This is a genomic window from Bacillus sp. CIS52 (assembly GCF_053545315.1).
Genome location: NZ_JBIUFR010000005.1, coordinates 175,868 through 200,657 on the forward strand (window position 1 = coordinate 175,868; position 24,790 = coordinate 200,657).

Below are 24,790 nucleotides of genomic sequence, written 5' to 3' on the forward strand. Positions count from 1 at the left end.
AAAAAGCATAGGATAACATCATAAAAATTTGAAATTGCGGGGATGAAAAATGTATTATATACCTTTTTCGCATCAATGTTATTATTATGTGAATGTACCGATGTATAACGACGGAAGATCTGTTTATTGGACTTATCCAAACGACATGGGGTATGCAGACCGATATGATGATTTGCGATCTTCACCCGAAGATAGAAATCTTCTCCTAAAAGATTATGGACCAAAACCATTTGTTGTGAATATCAATAAAGCCGCAAAACAAAATCACACGTTCCGTACTGCCTTATGGACAGGAAAACATTTTCAAATTACCTTGATGAGTATCGGCATTGGAGAAGATATCGGTTTGGAAATCCACCCCCACGTAGATCAATTCTTACGGATTGAGCAAGGCCGGGGAATCGTTAAAATGGGCAGGAGCAAGGAAAATTTAACTTTCCAAAGAAATGTCTATGATGACTTTGCCATTGTTGTACCTGCTGGCACTTGGCACAATGTGATTAATACGGGTAATACACCGTTAAAACTATATTCAATTTATGCGCCTCCCAACCATCCATTTGGCACGGTTCATGCGACTAAGGCAGATGCAGAGGCTGCGGAAGGTTAGCAGTAAAGTATGCTGCAGAGGTTTGACAAACTGGGATTACGCCTTTCTGGCTGCCCAAGAGTACGGTAAATAAGACCGGTTTAATATGAATCGGCCTTATTTTTTGTTGGATTTAATTTCCTTAAATCGGCCTTTGATCACTGCGGGCAATGTATCGGTTTTAACGGCCTCAAATTCTCCGGTATACCCCGGCACGAGCCCAATATGGCCTTCTTGATTAGGCTTTTCAGCAAAGAAAGAGATCCTCTTTTTTTGCTTCTTCATTCATTTGGCAAACGTTATTGATTTATTTGCGCAGTAACATATAATGGAAATGGTGAAGTGTAATCTCGTTGAGAAGGAGATTGAGATGATCATTAAAATGACTTCGTTTCATATGAAAGACTTCAATAAACCAAATGAACCTCTGGTTGTTTTCGGGCGAATTATACCCGCACTTGAAAACAATGTTTGGACATATACTGAGGAACGGTTTTCTAAGCCTTATGTTAAGAAATATGAAGATGACGAAATTGACGTCAGTTACGTTGAAGAAGAGGGGAAAGCAGTCTTTTTTTATTATGATGAAAATAACTGCATCGGCCGGATTAAGATACGTTCTAATTGGAATGGATATGCGCTGATAGAGGACATTGCGGTTGCAAAGGACTATCGAAACAATGGTATTGGAACGGCATTATTAAATAAAGGGATTGAATGGGCAAAGGAGAATGATTTTTGCGGTCTCATGCTTGAAACACAAGATATTAATGTATCAGCTTGTCATTTTTATGCTAAACACGGCTTTGTAATAGGCGCAGTTGATACTATGCTTTATTCCAACTTTTCAACGGCAAATGAGATCGCGATTTTTTGGTATTATCAATTTTAACTGCCGCTTAAGGGTGATGAGAGGTTAATTGTTTGGCATTGATTCTAAATTGATCATCTAAAGGGAATTTGAGATAAATTCAGCTGCAGTTGGAGCAGGCCCTTGCTCAATCTCACTTAACTGCCAAGTTTCTGTTTTTCTTCTTCAAACCATTTGTGAAGTTGATTGATATGAGCTTGATGGTACCTATTATGATCTGCTATATGCCATATCCCCCACTGAATGGTTGCTTGTTTTCCAGCTTCATAATCTATTGTACGATTCAGTTGATCGTCAGTTAACTGATAACACACAGACTTAAACATGCTGAATATCTCATCATAATCAGAGAGAATTTGTTTTAATGACACACCGGAAATGAAAGGAATCTTATTGTTTTGATCTAACATTGGTCCATACTTTTCTTCCAGTTCCTTTGGTACAGGCTCACCCTTAATTCTAAATATCCAACAGAGATCAACATATGCTAAATGTTTTATTAGCTGAGCTGTACTGTTGTATTTTTGATTTGGTCCTTTAAAATCAATCTCCTCCTGTGACATGTCAGATACTATGGTTTTTAAGCGGCTGTAATTTTCATTAACGGCAGAATAGAGCATCCCCACAACATGATCCATGTGTGTTTCACCTTTTAAATCTAAAATCATTAACCCCACCTCATTAGTACAATTTTTATATTAAGTTTGCCTTATTACTGTTATTTGTCAAGTCATCCAGATAATGACACGTTTTATTATGATTCATTCATCAATCGACTTCGTATTATTACATTTAATAACATAAAATGGTTATCGTAATTAAAAAAGGATACCCGTTTTTATAAAAAGGAGTTAAAACGTTGCTGAAAAGGTTTTTTCTTGTTTTTCTTACGCTGATAATGTCTGTATTTGCTGTATTCGCGGCTGCTGAAGAGTCTCCCGGTGATCATGTCATTTCATTTGACGAGCATATGATTTTATTGATCTCACTCGGAATCATTTTATGTTTATTCATTCCCCCATTAGTGATGTCCTTTTTTGGCAGCTTGATTGTGAGAATCATATCCGGAGTCGATCAATGTTTTATCGTTCTCACGTTTGCGGGGCTCATTCCAATTGGATTTCTTATCCCTAATGGCTTTTTGACAATTTTTGCTGCCGTTCTGGGGACTTTGGTCAGTTTAGCGAGTGTTGCCGTGACCTTATTCATTGGAAGGAATAAGGATGTTAAAACAAAACACGGCTAGAAGGTTGATCATGCATAAGTAAAAAAACAAGCATATTGTTCATGCTTGTTTTTTCTTCGGGAATTTTTAGTTATGCTGCCAGACATACAGCGCTGTAAAATGACAAAGCAGCCCCAGTAATAAAACGATCCAACTAATAGGAACTGATAATTCAGCGGTCCGGCTGATATAAGCCAGAAATCCTGCAACTGATAACAGAACCAATAGAATAGGATTTTTAAGCAAGTTACCATATTCCCTATTTATTTTTATCTCGATAACCATTATTTTCAAAAAAGTCGAGGCAAAATATACTCATGCAGCCGGTAATAACAAGAGCATCAGAAAAGAAGGTATAATGGGCGGGAAGGGGTGCCAGTCAATGAAAATAACCAGAGAGACATTAGAAAATCAGCAAATTTGGATATATGGTGTGTTTCTTGTGATCGGAGGAATAGCGGGGATCGCCGGGAAGGATTCAGGACTCAGCTGGAGCTGGACGATATCACCGCTAATCGCTGTTCTCATGTATGCCATGTTTGCCCAAATCCCATTCTTGAAGCTGAGGGAAGCCATTTCAAACCTCAAGTTTATGGCGGCTTTACTGATCGGTAATTTCTTAGCTGTGCCTGTTGTTGTATGGGGGTTGACCGCCATTTTTCCTCAATCTCCTCCTATATTATTAGGAGTTTGTTTAGTATTGCTTACACCTTGCATTGATTACGTCATCGTCTTTACTCAGCTCGGGAAAGGTAATGAGAAATTAATACTGGCTTCCACACCGGTTTTGTTCGTCGTTCAGATGGTATTGCTTCCGTTATACTTGTGGCTGTTTATCGGGAAAGAAGTCATAGGGGCTGTTCATGCCGGGCCGTTTCTGGAAGCATTCTTATGTTTAATAGCGGGGCCGCTGCTGGCGGCAGTGATGACACAATTGTGGGCTGATAAGAAGCCGGCTGGAGAAAAGATGTTAGAGTGGACGGCCTGGCTGCCTGTTCCTTTTATGGCTCTCGTATTGCTGGCGGTCGTTGCCACACAAATCGGCAAGGTATACAGTGATTTTGAGGTCATTATACGCGTAATTCCGATTTATCTGTTATTCCTGCTCATGATGCCGTTTGTTTCCCGGTTTATCGCATATGCGTTCCGTCTGGATACAGGCGAAGGAAGAGCATTGATCTTCAGCACGGGCACAAGAAATTCTCTCGCAGTCCTTCCGTTAGCGCTGGCCTTGCCGGATGCTTGGGCCTCATTAGTCGCAGCTGTTATCGTCACCCAGACGATTGTTGAACTGATAGGCGAATTGATTTATATAAAAGCGGTGCCCAAATGGCTGCTGAAATAAAAAAATACCCAGCGGATTCCGTCTGAACTAAAAAAACATACCAAGAGATATTGGTATGTTTTTTTGATGATTATAAAGTTGAAATATCAATGACGAAACGGTAGCGGACATCGCTTCGAAGAACCCGTTCGTATGCTTCGTCGACTTGATTGGCCGGAATCACTTCAATTTTAGGAGCAATGCCGTGCTCGGCGGCGAAATCAAGCATTTCCTGAGTCTGCGGAATACCGCCGACGAGTGAACCCGCGATGCTGCGGCGGCCCGTGATTAAGGAGAACACACTATATGAGTCCGGATCAGCAGGCGCTCCTACATTTACTAATGTACCGTCAATGCGTAGCAGGGATAAGTAGGCATCTACATCAAGGTTCGCGGATACCGTATTTAAAATGATATCAAAATGTCCGGCCAGCTCAGTGAATGTATCCGGATCGCTTGTCGCGAAGTAATGATCGGCTCCAAATTCAAGAGCTTCGTCTTTTTTGTTCATTGAGCGGCTGAGGACGGTGACCTCTGCGCCTAAAGCGTGCGCGAATTGAACGGCTAAGTGTCCGAGCCCTCCCATTCCAACGATCGCCACTTTTTTGCCGGGACCGGCATTCCAGTGTCTCAGCGGAGAATACGTGGTAATGCCCGCGCACAATAGCGGGCTGGCAGCATCCAAATCCAGCTGATCCGGAATCCGGACAACGAATCTGTCAGTGACAACTATTTTCTGGCTGTAGCCGCCGTACGTAGGATTTCCGTCGTAGTCCAGGTTATTGTAGGTCTGAACAACGCCTTTTGTGCAATATTGTTCGTCTCCGTTAAGGCAGTATTCACATTCCCCGCAGGAGTCTACAAAACAGCCGACACCCACACGGTCGCCGACGGCAAATTTGGTGACTTCTTCACCCACGGCTTCCACAACTCCGGCAATTTCATGCCCGGGAACCATCGGAAAGATTCCGCCGCCCCATTCATCGAATGCGCTGTGGATGTCTGAGTGACAAATCCCGCTGTACTTAATATCAATCAGGATATCGTGCGGCCGTAATGCTCTTCTCTCAATCGTCGTCCGCTCAAATTTAGCTTTTGCATGCGGAGCGCTTAATACACGAGTCGGATGATTATTGCACATGGTTATCTTCCTTTCCAAGATAAAGTGATGAATCCTCTGTTCGGTTTTACTTTAAATGTTAAAGCGGACTTTAAGTCAAGGGGTTTGGTTTATTTTTTTATGAAATGATATTCTATAATGGCACGCTTATGAAAGGGAAGAAGGATGGGTGGTAAGAAGATGAAGATTGCGCAGGCTGCAAAGCAGGTTGAGTTATCAGCCGCGACGCTTAGGTATTATGAAAGTATAGGACTGATTCCTCCGGTAAAACGCGATGAAAGCGGCATCCGCGATTATGACGAAGATGATGTGAATTGGATTCAATTTATAAAATGCATGAGAAGTGCCGGGCTGTCGATTGAGGCGCTGATTGAATATACCGCTTTATTTATTGAAGGAGCCGATCATACGATTGAACCCCGAAAAAACATCCTTATCAATGAAAGGAAAAGGCTGACGGAGAAACAGAGGGAAATTGATGAAACTATAAAACGATTAAACAGGAAGATTGAAGATTACGAAGACATCCTCAAAAATGAAGCGAAACTTAAAAACAGATTGAAAGCTGAATATATTTCTGAATGAAGAGTAGATGTCCCGGGCGCCGGGCCGCATGAAATGTACCAAGGGAAACGAACCTTGGTTTTTTTATTTTCTAAAGAGAGGAGACAAAACAGTTTTTCCTATCTTATCAATCTTTACTTATCCTTTTTTCAGCTTGACTTTTTTACTGCAGACTTTTAAAGTGTGAAATGTTGCTTAGACTGTGATTAGCGACTTTAATGCTGAAAAGAGGTGGTTTACCCAGATGAACAATAAAAAGAACCCTTGGGCGTTATTGCCTTTAGTCTTATTCGTAGGGCTTTTCGTCGGCTCTGGTCTGGTGACCGGAGATTTTTATAAATTGCCGATCTTGATTGCCGCGATTATTGCGTCAGCTTTTGCGCTGCTATTTAACCGGAAGAAATCGCTCAATCAAAAAATAGAATGGTTTGCTTCCGGCGCGGGGCATCCTGATATTATCATTATGGTTATGATTTTTATATTGGCAGGTGCCTTTGCTTCAGCGGCTGAAGCGATGGGAGCGGTGCATTCAACTGTCAATCTTGCTTTGAGCATTATTCCGCAGCAGTTTTTGCTGCCGGGGCTGTTTATCATTGCTTGTTTCATTTCTATATCGATGGGAACATCAATGGGCACGATTGCGGCGGTTGCGCCGATCAGCGCCGGTTTGAGCGGCGAGCTTGGCATCTCCAGCGCGATACCGATTGCGGCTGTGGTCGGCGGAGCGATGTTCGGAGATAATCTTTCTTTTATTTCAGATACGACCATTGCGGCAGTCCGGACGCAAAAAACACAAATGAGGGATAAATTCAAAACGAACTTTCTGATTGTTTTGCCCGCTGCCATTGTGACTGTTATTATCTTATTTTTTATTCCGGCAGGCCACGCCCTCCATACGGGTGCTGCATCTTACAGCTGGATTAAGGTGCTTCCTTATGTCGCCGTGTTAGTTTTTGCGTTAATCGGTATTAATGTGATGGCTGTCATATTCGGCGGATTGGTTTTGACGGGAATCATAGGGTTAGCGAGCGGCAGCCTGACGTTTGATTCTTATTTTAAGGCGATTACGGATGGAGTTGCCGGAATGAGCGATCTGATCATCCTGTCCATGCTGATCGGCGGAATGGTCGGCGTGATGAAACAAAATGGCGGAATCGACTTTTTACTGGAGTTCATCACGAAACGAATCCGTTCGAAAAAAGGCGCCGAAGCCGGCATTGCCGGACTGGTCAGCGTGACGAATCTGGCTGCTGCCAATAATACGATCTCGATTATCGCAGCCGGTCCGATTGCAAAGAATATCGCTGATGAATTTAAGATCGACAACAGAAAATCGGCAAGTATTCTGGATATCTTTTCGTGCATGGTGCAAGGTTTGATTCCTTACGGCGCGCAGCTGTTATCGGCCGGGAAATTCGGGAATATTTCCCCCGTCAGCATCCTGCCATACTCTTTCTACCCCGTTTTAATCGGAATTTGCGGCATCATCGCCATTATGTTTGGCCTGCCGAAATTCACAAGGAATACGAAATAAAAAAAGGCGCCGTTCGGCGCCTTTTTTCTTTCATCTCAGCCAAGCATGTTTCAAAAGCTGCACGCCCTGTGCGATCTGTTCAGTATCGAGGTGGGCGAAACCTAACTTTATGATCGGCGGTTCAGGCTTTCCGGCAACGAAATAAACGGAGGTAGGGTATACTTTCACTCCGTACTGAAGAGCGCGCTCAATTAACGTTTCTTCTGTACAGTTCAAGTGAACTCTCACCAATATATACAATCCGGACTGCTCGCCGATGACCGTCACATGATCGCCGAACTGCTGCTTGATATGTGAAGTCAAGTGTTGCATCTTACGCTTGTAGACAGTGCGCATGCGCTTAATATGGCGGGTCCATTCCCCGGTCTTCATCAATTCAGCCATGGTCAGCTGGTTAAGCGAAGAAGCGGTGCTTTCGAAATGAATGAAATGTTTTTTATACCGATGCAAAATGCGCTGCGGCAAAACCATATAGCTTATGCGGATGCCCGGAAGAAAGGATTTTGAGAAATTCCCTAAATAAATCACCCGGTCTGACTGAATGGAAGCAAGGGCGGGAAACGGCTGCTGCGTATAACGAAATTCACTGTCATAATCATCTTCAAGAATATATCCCTCTCTTTTATTCACCCAATTGATCAGAGTTTGGCGCTGCTGAATGGACATGCTTACGCCGTAAGGGCTGTGGTGGGAAGGAGTCACGTAGATTAATTTTTCTTTCATTGCATGCAATTGAGAAAAATCAGCTCCGTTTTCATAGACGGGTATCGTTTCAAGAGAAAGCCCGTGAAATTGAAAAGCCTCTCTGGCACCGTCGAAGCCCGGGTTTTCTACTATAACTCCGGAAAAATCTTCTTTCAGAATCCGGCTGAGATAAATCAGCATCTGCTGTGTGCTGCTGCCGATGATAACCGAATCCGCATCTGTTTTCACCCCGCGTGATTCCAAGAGATAAGCGGCAATTTGTTCACGCAAGTTTCTCTCGCCGAACGGTTCACCGTACAGAAAGCTTTTCTCTGATGTTAAAACTTGATTGTATAATTTTCTCCATGTTTTCAGAGGGAAATGCTTTTGATCGACGGCTCCTGCGCGAAAATCAATCAGGGCCGGCTGAGTTGATTCGGTGTTCTCTGCGTGAACAACATCGTTTTCTTGCTGAAATAAAGAGGGCTCTATTTCATTTGCAAAATATCCTTTGCGCGTTTCGCCGCGAATGTATCCCTCCGCGAAAAGCAGATCATAGGCCATCAGTGTCGTGTTGCGGCTTACCCGCAGGGAATCTGCCAGCTCCCGAATGGATGGCAGCCGCTCATTTGCCTGAATCGTTCCCTGCTCAATCAATGTCTTAAATTGCTCGTAAATTTGTTTGTATTTCGGGGTGTCGCTTTTGAAAGCAAAAATCATATTTTTCATCAGATGTTCTCCTCTGACATGTGCATTTATCCGAAACTGTACCTTTTTAAATGTCAGTTGATATTTTATTATAGCGGAAAGCGCTTTACCAATCCAGGTTCAGAGAGGAGAGTTTTTATGTATATTCCCGCTCCATTTCAGCTGAGTGAAGCTGAAGCGTGCAATGTTATTAAAGAGTATGGTTTCGCAGCACTGTTCTCAACGGCAGGAGGCATGCCGTATGCAACCCATCTGCCATTGACGATGAGCAAGGACAACGAATGCTTATACGGTCATTTTGCCTTGCCGAACCCCCAATGGAAAGAGATTGAAGGCCAAAGTGTATTAGCCGTTTTTCAAGGGCCTCATTGTTATATCTCACCCAAATGGTATGAGACGAATCGGGCTGTTCCTACATGGAATTATGTGGCGGTTCATGTATACGGGGAGGCAGAGCTTTTGGATGAGGAAGAAACCGTGCATTCGATGGGCGATCTCGTATTGAAATACGAAAGCCCCGACAGCCCCTACAAATTAGAGGATGTCGATGCGAAATTCCTGTCAGGCATGAACAAAGGGGTAAAAGGCTTTAAAATTAAAATCAGCAAAATAGAGGGGCAAGCGAAGCTGAGTCAAAATCATTCAGCTCAAAGACAGGAAATGGTCGTACAACAGCTCAAACAGATCCCGCACACAAACGAACAGCTCATTTCCGGCCTGATGGAAGAAAACATCAAGCGGATCACTGCAAAAAACTGATACGCATCTTAAAAACATACCGGCAGCATGCGGTATGTTTTTTTCTGATTATGAAGCTTTTCTCAGGATGAATAACGACTCAAACAGCAAATAAATCAACGGCGCCGATAAAACGAAGAAAGAACGGGAAATAGCATACGTTATGAGTAAATAAACGATAAGTTTCAATAGAATGGAAGACGTTTTATTCAATGTCCAGCGGTTCTTCAAGACATCAGTCATACATGCTGACAAAAGGCCGACCGTCAAATATCCGGCTGCTATGTACATATAAATAAAAAGGTAAAACGGATAAGAAGACAACGGCGGTGTGTCTTCTTGTGTCATTCTTAAACCAAAATAAAAGATCATTAAAAAGCAAACGGACGAAATCAGAGCCAGCAAAAGGTGTTTATATAAATACTTCTTCATGTGTTCACCTGCCTATAGCGCAATTATGTCTATCAATTATGACATGGTTTTACCGCTGCTGAAAGAATCGGCAGCTGAAAAAGACGGCAAATCCCGCCGTCTTTTTTATATCTTAAGATTTCTTAAGAACTTTCACCGCTTTTTCTTCAGGTTTTGAATGTAGAGTGTGTTTTATAAATTCAAAACAAATGGAGAGATTAAAGATGAAACGTCTGTTATTTTTATTTCAATATATTATGAATCCCAGATCTGTTGGCGCCGTTCTGCCCAGCTCGCGTTTTCTTGCTGAGAAGATGATGGGAAAAATTGATTTTCATAAAGCTGAATACATTGTTGAATACGGGCCCGGTACGGGAGTATTTACAAAAAAGCTGCTTGAAAAACGGCAACCCGGGACAATAATCTTATTGATAGAACAAAATGAAGAATTTTATGCTTTGCTGAAAGAACAATATAAAGATGAACAGAACCTATTCATTGTGCACGGATCAGCCGAACATATTGAGAGGCATATAAAAGAGCATGGAATCCCTTATGCCGACTATGTCGTTTCCGGACTTCCTTTTGCAAGCCTGCCAAAAAATGTTTCTGAAGATATTTTGACGGATACAGCTAAAATCTTAAGAAATCATGGAGAATTTATCACGTTCCAATATACTCAATATAAGAAGGCATTGATTGAGCAATTCTTTCCCAAAACAGAAGTAAGGAGAGAATTCAGGAATATTCCGCCGGCTTATGTTTTCAGCTGTTCATTGCCGCCAAAAACGAGGGAGGATTCATATGGGGACAAGCATTCTTATCGTGGATGATGACAAAGATATCCGAAATCTTATTTCTGTATATTAAGAAAATGAAGGAATAAGCACGCGCAAGGCGGAAGATGCTGCTGAAGCCTTGAAATTATTGGAGCAAAAGGAGTTTGACCTGATTATTTTGGATATTATGATGCCCAATATGGATGGGATTGAGGCATGCATGAAGATCAGACAAGAACGAAATCTGCCCATCATCATGCTGTCCGCCAAATCAGAAGATATGGATAAAATTCAAGGGCTGGCTTCCGGTGCAGATGACTATTTAACGAAACCGTTTAATCCGTTGGAATTGATCGCCAGAGTGAAATCTCAGCTGAGAAGGTATAAAAAATACAATACAGATGCGGTCAGCACGGCAAACGTTATTGAAATCGGTGATTTGACCGTTAATACGGATACAAGGCAGGTGTGGGTGCGGGGAGAAGAAGTCAGGCTCACTCCGAAAGAGTTTGATATTCTGGAGCTTCTTTCGAGAAACAAAGGAATTGTCATGAGTGTTGAAAAAATATATGAGGCGGTATGGAAGGAAGACTTTTTTAAGTCGGACAATACTGTAATGGTCCACATCACAAAGATCAGAGACAAGATAGAAGAGGATTCTAAACATCCGATTTATATCAAAACGGTATGGGGAACGGGATATAAAATATGAGGAAGTTTGGAAATAAGCTGATTGTCAGGCTTCTGGTCGCGATCGCTATTAGTTATCTTGTTGCATTCGGTGTATTGATTCTTGTTATATTATCTATTTCATATTTGGATAAAATATACCATTTGACAAATATGAGCGTAGGCGGCGCCTATTTTAAGATATTGCTTCAGTTTACTGCAGCTATTTTGACCTTTATTGTGGTTTTTTGGTTATTGATACGAAAAAAAATAGGATATTTGAAGCTCATTACTGAGAGTGTTCACCATATTGCCAATGGAAATTTGGGCTTGACCATTAGGATGGAGAGTAGGGATGAATTGACTCAGCTTGCACAACATATCAATTATATGTCTGAAGAATTAGAGAGTAAATTTGAACATGAAAGAGAATTGGAACGAGTGAAAAGTGAGCTGATCTCAAATGTATCGCACGATTTAAGAACCCCGTTAACATCGATTATCGGATATTTGGATCTGCTTAAAAAAGAACAATACAATAGTAAAGCACAATTTCAGGAATACCTTGAAACGATTTATTCAAAATCACAAAGACTGAAATATTTGATAGATGAACTGTTTGAATATACGCATTTATCGAGTCCGGATGTTATTTTGAACCGCAGCAAAACAGACTTGTCTGCTTTATTGGAACAAATCGTCGGAGAGTACTTTCCTATGTTTGAAAAGGAACAATTAACTGTCCGAAAATCAATTACGGAAGAACATGTACCTGTATGTATTGATATAGAAAAGATGGTTCGCGTTTATGATAATCTTTTTATGAATGCGTTAAAGTACAGTATCAAACCTTCTGAATTCTTCATAAACCTTGAGCTGAAAGATGAAAAAGCGATTTTGCAAGTATCAAACAAGGCCGAAAATGTTCCGGCTGACGATATAAATCAATTGTTTGAACGGTTTTTCAGAGGGGATAAGGCCAGGACGGGTCATCATGGCACCGGGCTCGGACTTGCCATTTCAAAAAGAATTGTTGAGCTTCACAGCGGCCGTATTCATGCGGATTACAGCGGCGGCTGGCTTCGTTTTACTGTTGAACACCAGATTGATTAGAGCTTGCGGCACAAACATTCCATAAGCTTTTTTTTAGAATAACTTAAGAATCCTTAAGAATTTTACCGGCTGTTTCTTCATTTTCTTTGCTTATGATGTGATGGAAAGCGAGGAGAGCGGTGAAATTGAAAAATAAAATTGTTTTATTATGTATATGGTTTTTAGGCATTTATTGTTTGAAGGAACTGGACTTGCTGTCATTTGATATGAATGATGTAACGGATTTTATATCAGGGCATGCGGAATACGCGATGCTGCTGTTTTTGGCTTTGTGGGTCGTCAGGCTTCTCTTTTTTATTCCCGGCATGACGCTGATGTTTTTGGGCGGAATATGCTTTGATCCGATGGTCAGCATTTTATTATCATTGGCCGGTCTGTTTATAAGCGAAACATTGGTTTATCTTTTTTCGAGGAAATTCGCCAGCGAAAAAACGACTCAATTACTGGAAGATAAATATCCTGATTTGAAAGTGTTATTGGAGGCGTACAATTATAAGTTTTTGGCATTGGGGATGCTTTGCCCGGCAGCTCCTACGGATGTGATTTGTTTTTTATCCGCTGCAGCCGGGTTAAAGTATTCTGTCTACATGTTAACTGTATTGCTTTCAAATATTCCTGTGATCGTATTGTCCAGCTTTGTTGTTATCAATTTCAGTGAGTCTTTTGCAGGCATTGCACTTATTATTGTTTCATTTATATTGATTACGGTCTTAACGGTGAGAATATGGAACCGCATGAAGCAAAATTTTTCATGAATCCGTATTTTTTGTTCGGAAGGATTTAAAGAAGAATACACCCAAAAAAAGCTGTCAGCTTGGTCACTGACGGCTTATTTTGGGTGAAAGGCTTATTTCTCCGTGGTGAAATAAAGCAATGCTATGACCGGAAAAGCGATTCCAATCCATAATGTGATACTCCACCCGCCTGAAGCGTATGCCCATCCTCCGATTGATGAACCTGCAGCACCGCCCAGAAAGAAGATTGCCATGAATAAACCGTTTAATCGACTGCGAAATTCAGGCGCTAACGAAAAAATGGCACGCTGACTGAGTACGAGATTGGCAGATACACCCACATCTAACAGGATAGCTGCGGCCACCAGAACTGCTATTCCGACGGGGGAGCTGCTCTGAATCATGAGCGGGAGTAATAAAGAAACGATGACAGCACCGAGAGCGATTCCGGTGGCAAGCCGGGTCAGGCCGCGATCAGCCAGACGGCCGCCTATCGGTGCAGCGGCTGCACCCGCAATGCCCGCCAGTGCGTATAGCGCGATTGCCTTCTGAGAAAAATGAAAAGCAGGACCGGACAATAATAAAGGTACAGTCGTCCAGAACAAGCTGAAAGCTCCAAATACAAACGCATGATAAATGGCGCGGCGGCGTAAGACCGGAGTCGTGCGCAGCAGCTTCCACATTGAACCGAGTAAGACGGTATAGCGTGTGTTTGCTGTTGGTTTTCTGGCAGGAAGCACTTTTGCTAAGACGATTGCCAGGACAACACTTAACGCGGCGGAAAAAGCAAATATGGCATTCCACCCCCATATATCAGCGACCAGACTGGATATCGGGCGGGAAAGCATAATACCGAGCAATAGGCCGCTCATCACATTGCCGACAACCCGGCCGCGTGCGGCGTCCGGTGCAAGGTAGGATGCGAACGGAACAAGCACTTGGGCTGCGATCGATCCCAATCCGATGAAAAACGCAGCGGCTAAAAACAGTGTTCCATGCTTCACACATGCTGTCAGTGTCAAAGCGGCTGCGCTTAGAAGGAGCGATACCACGACTAGTTTTTTGTTTTCGATAATATCTCCCAAAGGGACGAGGAACAGTAAGCCGGCAACGTATCCGATCTGGGTCAGCGTGACAATCAATCCGGCACTGCTTGGAGACAGCCCAATTGCTGCACTGATGAATCCTGCCAAGGGCTGTGCATAATAAAGATTAGCGACAATGATGCCGCATGCAGCTGCAAGAAGAAGGGTTAAACCAGTTGAGACCCCCTGATCTGCTTTTTGTTTGTTTAATGTAGCCATGTGAATGAACTCCTTTTTAATGAATTTATGATGCTGGATAAATATTTTGCTGATTCATCTCCTCTCCATAGATTTTTAATGATAAGGTTTTGCGGAGTGTTGAACATTTTATAAACTAAACGTTCAGTTTTAATTCTAAGTGAATGATATACTAAACGTTCAGTTTTGTAAATAGGTTTCTGTTTTATTTTTTTATCATGTTAAGTATACTGAACGTATCGTTTATATTTCGGGAAGGAATGATGTATGTGCAGAGTAAACGAGGGCGGCCGCGTGATGAAGGAACACATAAGGCGATTCTTTCTGCGGCCTATGACCTCTTGCTGGAAAAAGGCTTTGATGCGGTGACAGTCGATAAAATTGCAGAGCGCGCAAAAGTGAGTAAAGCAACGATTTATAAATGGTGGGCAAACAAAGCTGCCGTTATCATGGACAGCTTTCTTTCGACCGCTACGGAAAGACTGCCTGTGCCTGATACGGGATCAACAGTACATGATATATCGACCCACGCCGCGAATTTAGCAAGGTTTTTGACAAGCCGGGAAGGAACCGTGATTAAGGAATTAATAGGTGCGGGGCAGCTGGATGCCAAATTGGCAGAAGAATATCGCACACGATTTTTCCGGCCCCGCCGCCTCCAAGCGAAAGGCCTTCTGGAAAAGGGAATTCAGAAAGGTGAATTGAGAGAGGATCTTGATATTGAAGTAAGTATTGATCTCATTTACGGACCGATTTTCTATCGGCTGCTTGTAACAGGGGACGAGGTCAATGATGCTTATGTGCATGATTTGGTGATGAATGCGTTTAAGGGAGTTCAAGCTACCTGAATAATCGCCCGAATCGGGTGCAAAGGATTTGTGCCTATGGGGCGGAAAATAATGAAAAGGCAGAACAAGGTCATTGTTCTGCCTTTTCTGCTTTATTAGCGAACCGCCGGGTGGCTGCCACGCACGCGATATTCGCGGGGGTATCGTTGCCTGGGCGCTGTAAAGGCAGTTCTCAGTTTGACATACTGAAGCTGCTGTCTCAGCAGCAAAACGATTTATAGGACGGGCAGGCGGAGCGCCGTATCAATATTTTGTAAATTAAACCGGACTTGTTCATCTGTGTTCCACGGATGATACCAGCCTTTTTCCATCATATAGCGTGAGATTTGCTCATGCATGTCGATGGCTTCTTCTAAGTGACGGGTGAGGATCGCTTTCACTTCAGGCGTTCCGGCTTCCGTCGCCGCCATCGCATAGTTTCTGACTCCGCTTTTTGCCGAATTCAATAAATCCATAGCGACAATTTGGTCTGTCAGTGCATCCATCCCCGTCAGGTATTCCATAATCGGATTCATTCGTTATTCATCTCCTATTCATGCTTTGCATCAGATAAAATCGAGGCAAACTCCTGCAATTGCCTTGTTGATGTATCCGTATCCTGCTGCATGATTTCTTTCAGCTGCGGATCGGATACGAGCGCTTTCATGGTTTTGGATTTCGTCAGACAAAGTGACTTAAAAGAAGCCATCTCCTGAATTTCGAGTAATTCATGTAAGGCGCTGGCCATTTCTGTAGCCTCCGTTCTCTAAGGTTTGAGTACAACTTTAATACAATCATCTGTTTTCGTGTCAAACATCTCATAGCCGTGCTTCGCTTCACTAAGCGGAATGACATGGCTTACAACATCGCCCGGATCAATTTTGCCGGTTGACACCAGTTCAAACATATACGGCATATAATGGATAACCGGAGCTTGTCCTGATCGGATATTGACGTTTCGCTGCATGATATCGCCAAGAGGAAACCCGTTATATCTGCCGCCGTATACACCCGTAATCTGGATCGTTCCGCCTTTGCGCACCGCTTGGGAGGCAATGACTAAAGCGCTCATCGCCCCGCCTTGAAGTTTTAATCCGCTGGCGAGGAACTCCAGGTCCGTCATTTTTCCGTCCATGCCGACGGCGTCAATGACCACATCAGCGCCGCCTTTGGTGATTTCCTTCAGGTAGCTGCCCGTATTTTCGTGGTCTTCGAAGTTCACGATTTCCACTTTATTCGTCCGTTTCGCATGCTGGAGACGGTAGTTGACATAGTCTACAGCTATTACGCGTTTCGCTCCCTTTAACCAGCAGAATTTTTGAGCGAAGAGACCCACAGGCCCGCAGCCGAGAACGATGACCGTATCGCCTGCTTTTACGCCGGCATTGTCAACGCTCCAAAAGCCCGTTGTCATCGCATCGGCAATAACACTCAATTTCTCATCCGGTTCTTCGCATGTTTCGGGGACTTTAAAATGAGTAAAGTTCGCAAAAGGGACGCGTAAATATTCGGCCTGGCCGCCCGGATAGCCGCCGTTACTCCCTGAATAGCCGAAATAAGCGCCCATATCGCCGTTATCATTTGATTGATCACATTGGCTTTCCAGGTGATTTTTACAATAAGTGCATTCTCCGCAGGCGATATTAAAAGGAATAATGACACGGTCCCCTTTTTTGACTTTCGTCACGCCGGGACCGACTTCTTCCACGATGCCCATCGGTTCATGCCCGATGATGTAGTCTTCCTGCAAGTTCGGGATGAGTCCGTGGATTAAATGTAAATCTGACCCGCAAATTGCCGTACTTGTGACTTTTATAATCATGTCATCATGTTTTTCAATCTTCGGATCAGGCACGTCTTTGACGACGACGTTTTTAACTCCTTGATACGTTACGGCCTTCATGCTGTAATACCTCCAGTGTTAGTGTTCATCAGGTGTGCGGTCAAACATCCCTTTTCTGTTCGTTTCAACGGGAAACAGATTCATGTTTCCGACCATGAGGGTATTTTTCGCAGAGAGCTGATCCAGTTTATACTGTTCGCTCAGATCATGCGGGTGAAACCACTTTTTGCTGACCATCAAGTCTGTAATTTCCTGATGCATCGCGATTCCTTGCATGAGCTGTTTGCGCAGCAAAGCTCTTACATCAGGTGAAGCGGTTTCTGTTAAAGCGACGGCGGTATTTCTGACGCCTTCTTTTGCCCGTAAAAGAAAATCCATTGCGAATGTCGTATCTGCGAGTTCAGGGACGTGTAATGAATTGATTGGATCTAAATAGTCATGATTCAATGATGCTTACCTTCCTTTCAATTGATGATCGAAGTCGGCCGGTTTTGAGGAACAGGAGCCTGAAAAGATGCACGTTCATAAACCGCCTGTAAATCAGCCAGGTCTTGAGAGGCTTGCTGAACATCTTTTTCCATTAACGTTTTCAGGTCCTGATCAAACACAAGCCCTTGCATGAGCTTGGATTTCGCTACACAAAGCGTCTTGAAGTTAATCATTTCATGTAAGTCAAGCGACTCGTGAGCCGCTAATTCACGCTTTTCCATAATTATCTTTAAACCTCCTCTTCTCAATTACGTAATTAATTTCCCCTGAGAAAAGGACTTTATTCTTGCACATTTTGTTTATAAAAAAAGCAGAGAAGAAGTCTGGGGGCCCATCAAAAAAGAGGAAGCATACCCCCTCCTATCACGATATACCTAATATGGTAAATACGTCCGAATGAGATGCTTTTTAAAGCGGCAGAAGCCTCTGTGCTGATAACAAACAGAACGCTGTCCAGGGCAACGAACCTGGTTCCGGCTGGCTGTTTTTTCTTTCACCCGTCATGCAGGACAGAAGGGGAAGGTGAGAGGCAGGCACTTATGGTATGATGACAAATAGAATAAAATCTCGTGAGGCCGGTCGGCTAAAAGGAAGTGGACAGAGATTGTTTGGTACAAAACATCAAGAAGACTATGTCTCCCGTGACAGACGCTCATTGCATATGCTTGCGTTTCGGGTGCCCGGTCTGGCATTTATTTTTATGGTATATGCCGCATCAGTCTCTTTGCAGTACATTTATGAAAGCTGGACGGTTTTTTTGCTGCTGTTATTTACGATATTGATCGTCACTTTTGCCGTGCTGCACTGGCATTCCTATCGCTGGGTCAAGAGAAAAACGTTTCTTTATTTCATCATACAGGGATTAATCATATATACATCGGCTAACTTGATGGCCGGCGGCTATATCGCGGTGGTCGTCGGTCTCTATGCCTTTTTAATCGGGCAGATTATCGGAATGACGGATAAGGGCAAAACGCTGCTCATACTCTATCTTTTCATTTTAATGTCCATAACAGCCTTGCACGAGGAGCATCCGCATCATCTGCTTCGTTTCATTGTTATCGCCGCTCCCATTATGATTGTGATTATTACGTATGCGGCAACGTTTTTCGCGCAAGTTGATGAAAAAATAAAAACACAGATGACGCTTGAAAAATTAGAGCTCGCTCACCGGCAAGTGAAACAGCTGACGCTTCAAAACGAAAGGCAGCGGATGGCGAGAGACTTGCACGATACGCTTGCCCAAGGATTGGTCAGCTTGCATATGCAGCTTGAAGCGGTGCAAGTTCATCTTTCGAAAGATAACACTGACAGAGCGAAAGACATCATCAGCCAGTCAATGAAAAGAGTGAAGGGCACATTGGCTGATGCGCGCTCGGCCATTGATAACCTTCGCAGCAAATCAGAAGAGATCGGGTTCTTAAAAGAAAGCATCACTGAACAAATCAACCATTTTACAGAAGCCACCGGGCTGTCTTGTTTTTTAGAGTACAGTGTGCATCATGTGCTTGACGTTCATATGGCGGAGAACTGCCATTATATGATCGGAGAAGGCCTGACAAACGCCGCCAAGCATGCGGAAGCAGATAACGTCTGGGTATCCGTCCGGGAAGAAGAGGGACAGATCCGCATAACCGTCAAAGATGACGGGAAAGGCTTTGATGCCGGAACGGAAATGAGAAAAAGCGGACATTACGGGCTGCTTGGAATACAAGAACGTGTCAATATGATGAACGGCACCTGCCGTATCACAAGCGCCAGATCAGCGGGAACTCAAATTGAGATCATCATACCAATTCAAGGAGAGGCGGAACATGTATAAAGTGTTAATAGCAGATGACCATCTTGTCGTCAGAGAAGGTCTGAAGCTTTTGATAGAAACAAATGACCATTACACCATAACGGGAGAAGCGGAAAACGGGAAAACCGCCGTCCGCCTCGCAGAGGAACTAAAGCCTGATGTCATTCTCATGGATCTGTACATGCCGGAAATGAGCGGGCTGGAAGCCATTAAACAGATAAAAGAGCATTCTGATGTGCCGATCATTATTTTGACGACCTATAATGAAGATCACCTGATGATAGAAGGCATCGAATCAGGCGCAAACGGTTATCTGCTGAAAGACACAAGCTCAGAAACCTTATTTCATACGATGGATGCGGCAGTCAGGGGAGAAGTGCTTCTGCAGCCGGACATCTTGCAGCGTTTCCGGAAAATGAAAATGGAACGGGCAAATGCCAATGAAACACAGCTGACGGACAAGGAAATTATAGTTCTGCAAGCCGTGGCGAAAGGACATAAAAGCAAAGCAATCGCCTTCGATTTAGGAATCTCAGAGCGGACGGTAAAAGCGAGATTAACATCGATTTATAACAAATTAGGAGCGGATTCGCGGACTGAAGCCGTCACCATTGCCATGCAAAAAGGTATTTTGAAACTGAATATATAATAAAAAACTGCCCAAACGTACATACCCCTATGTACGTTTTTTTTATGTGAATGTGAACTACAATTAGGCAGAAAGTAATGATTGGAGAGGAGTATTCGATGTCTGGATTTTTATATAAATTAGGGGGATGGTCTGCCCGCAACCGATTAAAAATGATCAGTGCGTGGCTTGTGATACTGATCGCTGCGGCTGTGATCGCCATCTCGTTAAAACCAGCTTTTTCTGAGGATATGTCAATACCCGACACACCTTCTGAAAAGGCGATGGATATGATTCAAAAAGAATTTTCAAAGGGTCCTGATAAAGGAAGCATACGTGTTATTTTCGGAGCTGAAGATGGGAAAAAACTGACTTCAAAATCGGAAAAACAAGCGATCGAAGATACTTTAAAGAAGATCAAAACAGATCATTCAGTCGCTTCAATTGCAAGTCCTTTTGAGACAGGAACCATTTCTAAAGACGGGTCAGTAGCATATGCCGATATTACGTACAAAAAAGCGGCGGATGACATTTCGGCCGCGTCTGTTTCGCATATTAAACACAGTCTGTCTGCCGCAGGAGACAAGGGCCTGCAGACGGAGCTCAGCGGTGATGTACCGGGGGCCGGTGTTGAAGTCGGCGGTGTATCAGAAATTATCGGTATTGTGCTGGCATTCGTCGTACTGGCTATTACGTTTGGTTCATTAGTCATAGCGGGGCTGCCGATTGTCACGGCCCTGATTGGGTTAGGCGTAAGCGTCGCGCTGACGTTAATTGGGACACAGTTCTTTACGATCGCCTCAGTCAGTCTTTCATTATCCGGAATGATCGGACTGGCCGTCGGGATTGATTATGCGCTGTTTATCTTTACGAAGCATCGTCAGTTTTTGGGCGAAGGTGTACAAAAAAATGAATCGATCGCTAAAGCTGCGGGAACGGCTGGCAGCGCCGTCGTTTTTGCCGGACTGACTGTGATCGTGGCGCTTTGCGGATTAACTGTTGTCGGCATTCCGTTCATGTCTGCGATGGGGCTGACTGCGGCACTCAGTGTGCTGATGGCTGTATTGGCTTCTGTTACGCTGGTGCCAGCAGTGTTATCAATCGCAGGAAAACGGATGATTCCGAAATCAAACAAGAAGAAAGAAAAGAAAAGTGCCGACACGAATGCCTGGGGGCGCTTCGTGACAAAGAGGCCTATTCTGTTAAGCATTTTCAGCATTATTCTTTTAGCCGTCATCAGTCTGCCGGCCATGCATTTAGAGCTGGGGCTGCCTGATGCGGGAATGAAAGCGAAAGACAGCCCGGATCGCCGCGCCTATGATCTTTTGTCTAAAGGATTCGGCGAAGGCTTTAACGGCAAGCTGACAATTGTTGCCGATGCAAAAGATGTCAAGGGCAATAAAAATGAAGCATTCCAAGACGCCGTGAATGAAATGAAGGACTTGCATAATGTGGCGAGCGTCACCCCTGCCATGCCGAACAAAAAAGGGGACTATGCCATTATTACCGCAGTGCCTGAAACCGGGCCGAACGATAAGGCAACGAAAGAGTTAGTGCAGGATATACGGAAACTATCAGACAAAAACGGCATCCGCCTGCTCGTCACCGGATCAACCGCGGTGAACATTGATATTTCAGACCGGTTAAACGATGCGATTCCGGAATTCGCCATTCTCATTGTCGGGTTTGCGTTTGTATTGCTGACCGTTGTTTTCCGCTCGCTTCTCGTGCCGCTGGCGGCCGTTCTTGGCTTTTTGCTGACGATGACCGCTACACTTGGATTATCGGTGTTCGTCCTGCAGGATGGGAATTTTACCGGCTTGCTGAGCATTCCGGAAAAAGGTCCGATTCTCGCCTTCCTGCCTATTTTAGCCATCGGTATTCTTTTCGGGCTGGCGATGGACTATCAAGTATTCCTTGTCAGCAGAATGAGAGAAGAATATGTCAAAACAAAAAACCTGGTACAAGCCATCCATGCCGGATTGAAACATAGCGGGCCTGTCGTAACAGCGGCGGGGCTGATCATGATTTTCGTCTTTGCGGGATTCATCTTCGCAGGGGACTCTACGATCAAATCCATGGGATTGGCAATGACATTCGGTGTTCTTTTCGATGCGTTCATTGTAAGAATGACCATCATTCCGAGTGTCATGAAGCTGATGGGACATGCGGCCTGGTACCTGCCGAAGTGGCTGGATAAGATCATTCCGAACGTGGATATCGAAGGCCATAAGCTGACACAAAGCAAAACGCCGGAGAAACCGGAAGAATAAAATGAAAAAGCAGATCATAATGATCTGCTTTTTTTATGTGCTGACCGCATCCATAAAAAGAGAAAAAAGCTTTTTCATATCTTCATGTTTTTTTGTCAGCATTTCAGGATGCCATTGCACGCCGACGACAAATAATTCACCCGTCCGTTCAATCGCTTCAATGGCCCCGTCTTTCGCATAAGCCGCGGCCTTAAACGATGGCGCTGTCTCTTTTATGATTTGGTGATGGAACGAGTTCACAAGCGTTGAATCGCCAAACAAGGAATGAAGACGGGTTCCTTTTTCAAAAGAAACATGATGGGTTCTTAACGGGGGATCTTTTTCTTGATCGTGCTTAATTTCAGCAAACGAAGCGTGTGTCAGATCCTGGTATAAAGTCCCCCCGAAAGTGACGTTTAATATATGCATCCCCCGGCAGATTGCCAGTATCGGCTTCTCCAAAGCAACCGCCGTTTGGATCAGCTCCTTCTCGTAGGCATCCCGGTCAGGAAAGGTCTTTCTTAAAGCCTGTAAAGGTTCTTCACCGTACATCAGCGGGTCTATATCCTGGCCGCCGGACAGAATAATGCCGTCAACATGAGAGACCTGTTCCTTTAAAAGCTCAGTTTCTTGAATTACCGGCAATATAAACGGCACACCGCCGGCCTCGGCAGCAGACTGAATATAATCATTGTTGACATACGCCCGATTATAACCCGGGAAAGGCCCGGATTGATCAGCCATAATATTTCCCGTAATACCAATGCGCTTGGCCATTCTTCGTTCACCTGAACCTTTCTTTCTGAGCCTGTTCATAACAAATCTGAACGTAGGTTGTACAAATCAGTTTGAAATTATTCTCTTTATACGTAAGCTTTCTAAAACAAAACCCGTGACAATAATCACGGGTCTTTACATTCATTTCAATTTCTTGATCTCTTCCGTCAGCTCTTTGAATTTTTGGTCAAGCTCACGATATTGTTTATCAGCCGGAGTCATGAAGCTGAGCTTTCCGAGGACTTCCTGCCGTTCGGTTTCAAGCTTTAACCGCAGCTCTTCAATATCATCTCTGGCGGCGGGGGATTCTTTCCATTGTTTTTGAACGCTGCCGTTCGTGATATCAAGCCGGATGTCTGTCGTCTTTTCGAGAAAGTAGCGATCGTGCGATACGATGATGAGCGTACCGTCGTATTGAGCCAATGTGTCTTCAAGCTGCTCGCGTGACGGCAGGTCAAGGTGGTTTGTCGGCTCATCCAGAATCAGCACATCTTTCTCCTCCAGAATAAACGCCATCAGCTTGCATTTGACCCGCTCTCCCATGCTCATCTTGCCGATGGGTTCCGTCCATTGCGCTGCGGTAAATCCTAAATGCTTCATGAGAGCTTGAACATTTCCCCTTGCTTCGAACGTTTCTTTGTGAAAAAGCTGTTCGGGGGTTTTATCAAGCGGAAGGTCGAATACTTCCTGCGTTAAATATCCGACGTTTGCAGACGGAGATATCCATATGCTTCCCTGCGCTTTTTCCTGACCGAGAATGACCTTCAATAATGTTGTTTTCCCGCTCCCGTTCGGGCCTGTAATGGCAATCTTTTCGCCGTGCATAACAGTGAAATTCACGTTTTTGAACAGCGTTCGGCCGTCATACGATTTTGTGAGATCACTCACTTCTAAAAAACGCTTTCCCGCTTTTTTGCGGTGCTCAATGGAAAAACGGACTTCATACTCCGCCACCACCGGTTCTGCTTTCGCTTTTTCAAGCTCTTTTTCAAGGCGCTTCCGTTTTGATTTAATCTGGGCGTCCGTGCGTTTTGCTTTTACGCGATGGTATTCTTTAAAGCCTTCTATTTTCGTTGATTGGGCATGGGCTTTTGCTGACCAGGCGCTCAGCTCGTTCATTTGAGCTTCAATCCGTCTGATCATATTCTGCTGATTCTCATATTCCCGCTGCTGTGTCAGTCTTCTCTGTTTGCGGACCTCCATATAGCTTGAATAATTCCCTTTATGTTCAATGAGTTTCTTTCCTTCGATCGACCAGATTTTTGTCGCCGCCGCATCCAAAAATGCACGGTCATGTGATACGAAAATAATGGTGCCCTTATAGTTCTTGATCTGATTAAGCAATATGTCTAAACTTTGCTGATCGAGGTGGTTCGTCGGTTCATCTAATAACAAAAGACCGCTTGAGGAGGAGAATCCTTTGGCAAGCCGGGCTTTCAGTTTTTCTCCGCCGCTTAATTGTGAAAAGGTGCGGGCGGGCACGTTCCATTTTTCTAACAGGGCTGCTTCTGCAGGCTCCGGTTGGCCGGAATCATAAGCTTCCGTTTCTTGTTCCACCATATATATGTTCACATCTTGCATCATCTGAATCTGTCCTTGTGACGGCGCTGTTTTATTGCAGATCATTTGCAGCAATAAAGATTTGCCGGCGCCGTTTTTGCCGATAACGCCGATAATGTCGCCCAGCTGAACGCTTGCGCTGATCTGTTCAAAAAGGGGCACACTGTTGATTTCATAACTGATGCCGCTTAATTTTAATATTTCTTTCATATGTCAATCCCTCGCTTTAAAGGGAGGACAAAAAAATCCTCCCAATTGATTTGGAAG

General features: G+C 43.9%; 26 protein-coding genes and 1 pseudogene. 15 read left to right on the forward strand and 12 right to left on the reverse strand.

Features of this window, described 5'->3' with window-relative positions:
• The first annotated feature begins 49 nt into the window (after positions 1-49).
• The gene (locus ACH32G_RS16805) at positions 50-610 is read left to right on the forward strand and encodes a cupin domain-containing protein (RefSeq protein ID WP_448814601.1); all 561 of its coding nucleotides are present in this window, start codon (positions 50-52) and stop codon (positions 608-610) included.
• A 349-nt stretch (positions 611-959) separates the two neighbouring features.
• Complete coding sequence (satA, locus tag ACH32G_RS16810) at positions 960-1,481, forward strand: streptothricin N-acetyltransferase SatA (RefSeq protein WP_045926968.1); 522 nt, start codon at positions 960-962, stop codon at positions 1,479-1,481.
• Positions 1,482-1,597: 116 nt separating this feature from the next.
• Here the strand turns inward: satA and ACH32G_RS16815 are convergent, their stop codons facing one another.
• A complete protein-coding gene (locus tag ACH32G_RS16815; RefSeq protein ID WP_342007406.1) occupies positions 1,598-2,128 on the reverse strand; it encodes a DinB family protein in 531 nt (176 codons plus the stop codon).
• A gap of 191 nt (positions 2,129-2,319) precedes the next feature.
• On the opposite strand from ACH32G_RS16815, the gene ACH32G_RS16820 reads away from it, so the two are divergent.
• Both ACH32G_RS16820 and ACH32G_RS16825 read left to right on the forward strand, forming a co-directional pair.
• A complete protein-coding gene (locus tag ACH32G_RS16820) occupies positions 2,320-2,706 on the forward strand; it encodes a hypothetical protein (RefSeq protein ID WP_448814602.1) in 387 nt (128 codons plus the stop codon).
• A 361-nt stretch (positions 2,707-3,067) separates the two neighbouring features.
• Positions 3,068-4,030, forward strand: a complete 963-nt coding sequence (locus ACH32G_RS16825) for an arsenic resistance protein (RefSeq protein ID WP_448814603.1) — start codon at positions 3,068-3,070, stop codon at positions 4,028-4,030.
• Positions 4,031-4,100: 70 nt separating this feature from the next.
• Here ACH32G_RS16825 and ACH32G_RS16830 read toward each other — a convergent pair whose 3' ends face one another.
• The gene (locus tag ACH32G_RS16830) at positions 4,101-5,150 is read right to left on the reverse strand and encodes an NAD(P)-dependent alcohol dehydrogenase (RefSeq protein ID WP_188154794.1); all 1,050 of its coding nucleotides are present in this window, start codon (positions 5,148-5,150) and stop codon (positions 4,101-4,103) included.
• 159 nt (positions 5,151-5,309) lie between these two features.
• On the opposite strand from ACH32G_RS16830, the gene ACH32G_RS16835 reads away from it, so the two are divergent.
• Together ACH32G_RS16835 and ACH32G_RS16840 are read left to right on the forward strand one after the other, a co-directional pair.
• Complete coding sequence (locus ACH32G_RS16835; RefSeq protein ID WP_047478556.1) at positions 5,310-5,714, forward strand: MerR family transcriptional regulator; 405 nt, start codon at positions 5,310-5,312, stop codon at positions 5,712-5,714.
• A gap of 223 nt (positions 5,715-5,937) precedes the next feature.
• A complete protein-coding gene (locus ACH32G_RS16840; protein WP_016937119.1) occupies positions 5,938-7,227 on the forward strand; it encodes a Na+/H+ antiporter NhaC family protein in 1,290 nt (429 codons plus the stop codon).
• Positions 7,228-7,257: 30 nt separating this feature from the next.
• On the opposite strand, the gene pdxR is transcribed toward ACH32G_RS16840, so the two are convergent.
• Positions 7,258-8,640: a MocR-like pyridoxine biosynthesis transcription factor PdxR gene (gene pdxR, locus ACH32G_RS16845; RefSeq protein ID WP_016937118.1), complete on the reverse strand. Its 1,383-nt coding sequence runs from the start codon at positions 8,638-8,640 to the stop codon at positions 7,258-7,260.
• Between the two features lie 117 nt (positions 8,641-8,757).
• On the opposite strand from pdxR, the gene ACH32G_RS16850 reads away from it, so the two are divergent.
• Positions 8,758-9,378, forward strand: coding sequence for an FMN-binding negative transcriptional regulator (locus ACH32G_RS16850; protein ID WP_016937117.1), 621 nt, complete (start codon positions 8,758-8,760; stop codon positions 9,376-9,378).
• 48 nt (positions 9,379-9,426) lie between these two features.
• On the opposite strand, the gene ACH32G_RS16855 is transcribed toward ACH32G_RS16850, so the two are convergent.
• Positions 9,427-9,789, reverse strand: coding sequence for a hypothetical protein (locus ACH32G_RS16855; protein ID WP_016937116.1), 363 nt, complete (start codon positions 9,787-9,789; stop codon positions 9,427-9,429).
• 203 nt (positions 9,790-9,992) lie between these two features.
• Here ACH32G_RS16855 and ACH32G_RS16860 point away from each other — a divergent pair, with 203 nt between their 5' ends.
• From ACH32G_RS16860 to ACH32G_RS16875, 4 genes and pseudogenes are all read left to right on the forward strand, one after another.
• Positions 9,993-10,601, forward strand: coding sequence for a class I SAM-dependent methyltransferase (locus ACH32G_RS16860; RefSeq protein WP_016937114.1), 609 nt, complete (start codon positions 9,993-9,995; stop codon positions 10,599-10,601).
• A pseudogene (locus ACH32G_RS16865) lies at positions 10,573-11,259 on the forward strand (response regulator transcription factor). The gene ACH32G_RS16860 and the pseudogene ACH32G_RS16865 overlap by 29 nt, the downstream one beginning before the upstream one ends.
• Positions 11,256-12,329 carry a sensor histidine kinase gene (locus ACH32G_RS16870; RefSeq protein ID WP_448814604.1) on the forward strand — a complete coding sequence of 358 codons (1,074 nt, stop codon included), beginning with the start codon at positions 11,256-11,258 and terminating at the stop codon, positions 12,327-12,329. Before ACH32G_RS16865 ends, ACH32G_RS16870 begins: the two are co-directional and overlap by 4 nt.
• 119 nt (positions 12,330-12,448) lie before the next feature.
• Entirely contained in the window at positions 12,449-13,084 is a 636-nt protein-coding gene (locus ACH32G_RS16875; RefSeq protein WP_316936483.1) for a TVP38/TMEM64 family protein, read from the forward strand.
• Between the two features lie 92 nt (positions 13,085-13,176).
• Here the strand turns inward: ACH32G_RS16875 and ACH32G_RS16880 are convergent, their stop codons facing one another.
• A complete protein-coding gene (locus tag ACH32G_RS16880) occupies positions 13,177-14,367 on the reverse strand; it encodes an MFS transporter (protein ID WP_064778152.1) in 1,191 nt (396 codons plus the stop codon).
• A gap of 248 nt (positions 14,368-14,615) precedes the next feature.
• Between ACH32G_RS16880 and ACH32G_RS16885 the strand changes: the two genes are divergently transcribed.
• Positions 14,616-15,194 carry a TetR/AcrR family transcriptional regulator gene (locus ACH32G_RS16885; RefSeq protein WP_095242163.1) on the forward strand — a complete coding sequence of 193 codons (579 nt, stop codon included), beginning with the start codon at positions 14,616-14,618 and terminating at the stop codon, positions 15,192-15,194.
• A 215-nt stretch (positions 15,195-15,409) separates the two neighbouring features.
• Here the strand turns inward: ACH32G_RS16885 and ACH32G_RS16890 are convergent, their stop codons facing one another.
• The 5 genes from ACH32G_RS16890 to ACH32G_RS16910 are packed head-to-tail and all read right to left on the reverse strand — an operon-like array spanning position 15,410 to position 17,726.
• The gene (locus ACH32G_RS16890) at positions 15,410-15,709 is read right to left on the reverse strand and encodes a spore coat protein (protein ID WP_016937108.1); all 300 of its coding nucleotides are present in this window, start codon (positions 15,707-15,709) and stop codon (positions 15,410-15,412) included.
• Between the two features lie 14 nt (positions 15,710-15,723).
• Entirely contained in the window at positions 15,724-15,921 is a 198-nt protein-coding gene (locus ACH32G_RS16895; protein ID WP_016937107.1) for a hypothetical protein, read from the reverse strand.
• An 18-nt stretch (positions 15,922-15,939) separates the two neighbouring features.
• Positions 15,940-17,076, reverse strand: a complete 1,137-nt coding sequence (locus ACH32G_RS16900; RefSeq protein WP_366971500.1) for a zinc-dependent alcohol dehydrogenase — start codon at positions 17,074-17,076, stop codon at positions 15,940-15,942.
• A gap of 18 nt (positions 17,077-17,094) precedes the next feature.
• On the reverse strand, positions 17,095-17,463 hold the full coding sequence (locus tag ACH32G_RS16905) for a spore coat protein (protein WP_016937105.1): 369 nt from the start codon (positions 17,461-17,463) through the stop codon (positions 17,095-17,097).
• A 17-nt stretch (positions 17,464-17,480) separates the two neighbouring features.
• Positions 17,481-17,726, reverse strand: a complete 246-nt coding sequence (locus ACH32G_RS16910) for a hypothetical protein (RefSeq protein ID WP_016937104.1) — start codon at positions 17,724-17,726, stop codon at positions 17,481-17,483.
• A 383-nt stretch (positions 17,727-18,109) separates the two neighbouring features.
• Between ACH32G_RS16910 and ACH32G_RS16915 the strand changes: the two genes are divergently transcribed.
• The 3 genes from ACH32G_RS16915 (at position 18,110) to ACH32G_RS16925 (ending at position 22,207) form a co-directional block, all read left to right on the forward strand.
• The gene (locus tag ACH32G_RS16915; protein ID WP_448814605.1) at positions 18,110-19,327 is read left to right on the forward strand and encodes a sensor histidine kinase; all 1,218 of its coding nucleotides are present in this window, start codon (positions 18,110-18,112) and stop codon (positions 19,325-19,327) included.
• Positions 19,320-19,955: a response regulator transcription factor gene (locus ACH32G_RS16920; RefSeq protein WP_448814606.1), complete on the forward strand. Its 636-nt coding sequence runs from the start codon at positions 19,320-19,322 to the stop codon at positions 19,953-19,955. Before ACH32G_RS16915 ends, ACH32G_RS16920 begins: the two co-directional genes overlap by 8 nt.
• A 98-nt stretch (positions 19,956-20,053) precedes the next feature.
• Positions 20,054-22,207, forward strand: a complete 2,154-nt coding sequence (locus ACH32G_RS16925; RefSeq protein WP_448814607.1) for an MMPL family transporter — start codon at positions 20,054-20,056, stop codon at positions 22,205-22,207.
• A 33-nt stretch (positions 22,208-22,240) separates the two neighbouring features.
• Here the strand turns inward: ACH32G_RS16925 and ACH32G_RS16930 are convergent, their stop codons facing one another.
• Positions 22,241-22,963 (reverse strand): gamma-glutamyl-gamma-aminobutyrate hydrolase family protein, encoded by a 723-nt coding sequence (locus tag ACH32G_RS16930; protein WP_016937100.1) that lies wholly within the window; start codon positions 22,961-22,963, stop codon positions 22,241-22,243.
• Between the two features lie 141 nt (positions 22,964-23,104).
• Positions 23,105-24,733, reverse strand: a complete 1,629-nt coding sequence (gene abc-f / locus ACH32G_RS16935) for a ribosomal protection-like ABC-F family protein (RefSeq protein ID WP_016937099.1) — start codon at positions 24,731-24,733, stop codon at positions 23,105-23,107.
• Between the last annotated feature and the right edge of the window lie 57 nt (positions 24,734-24,790).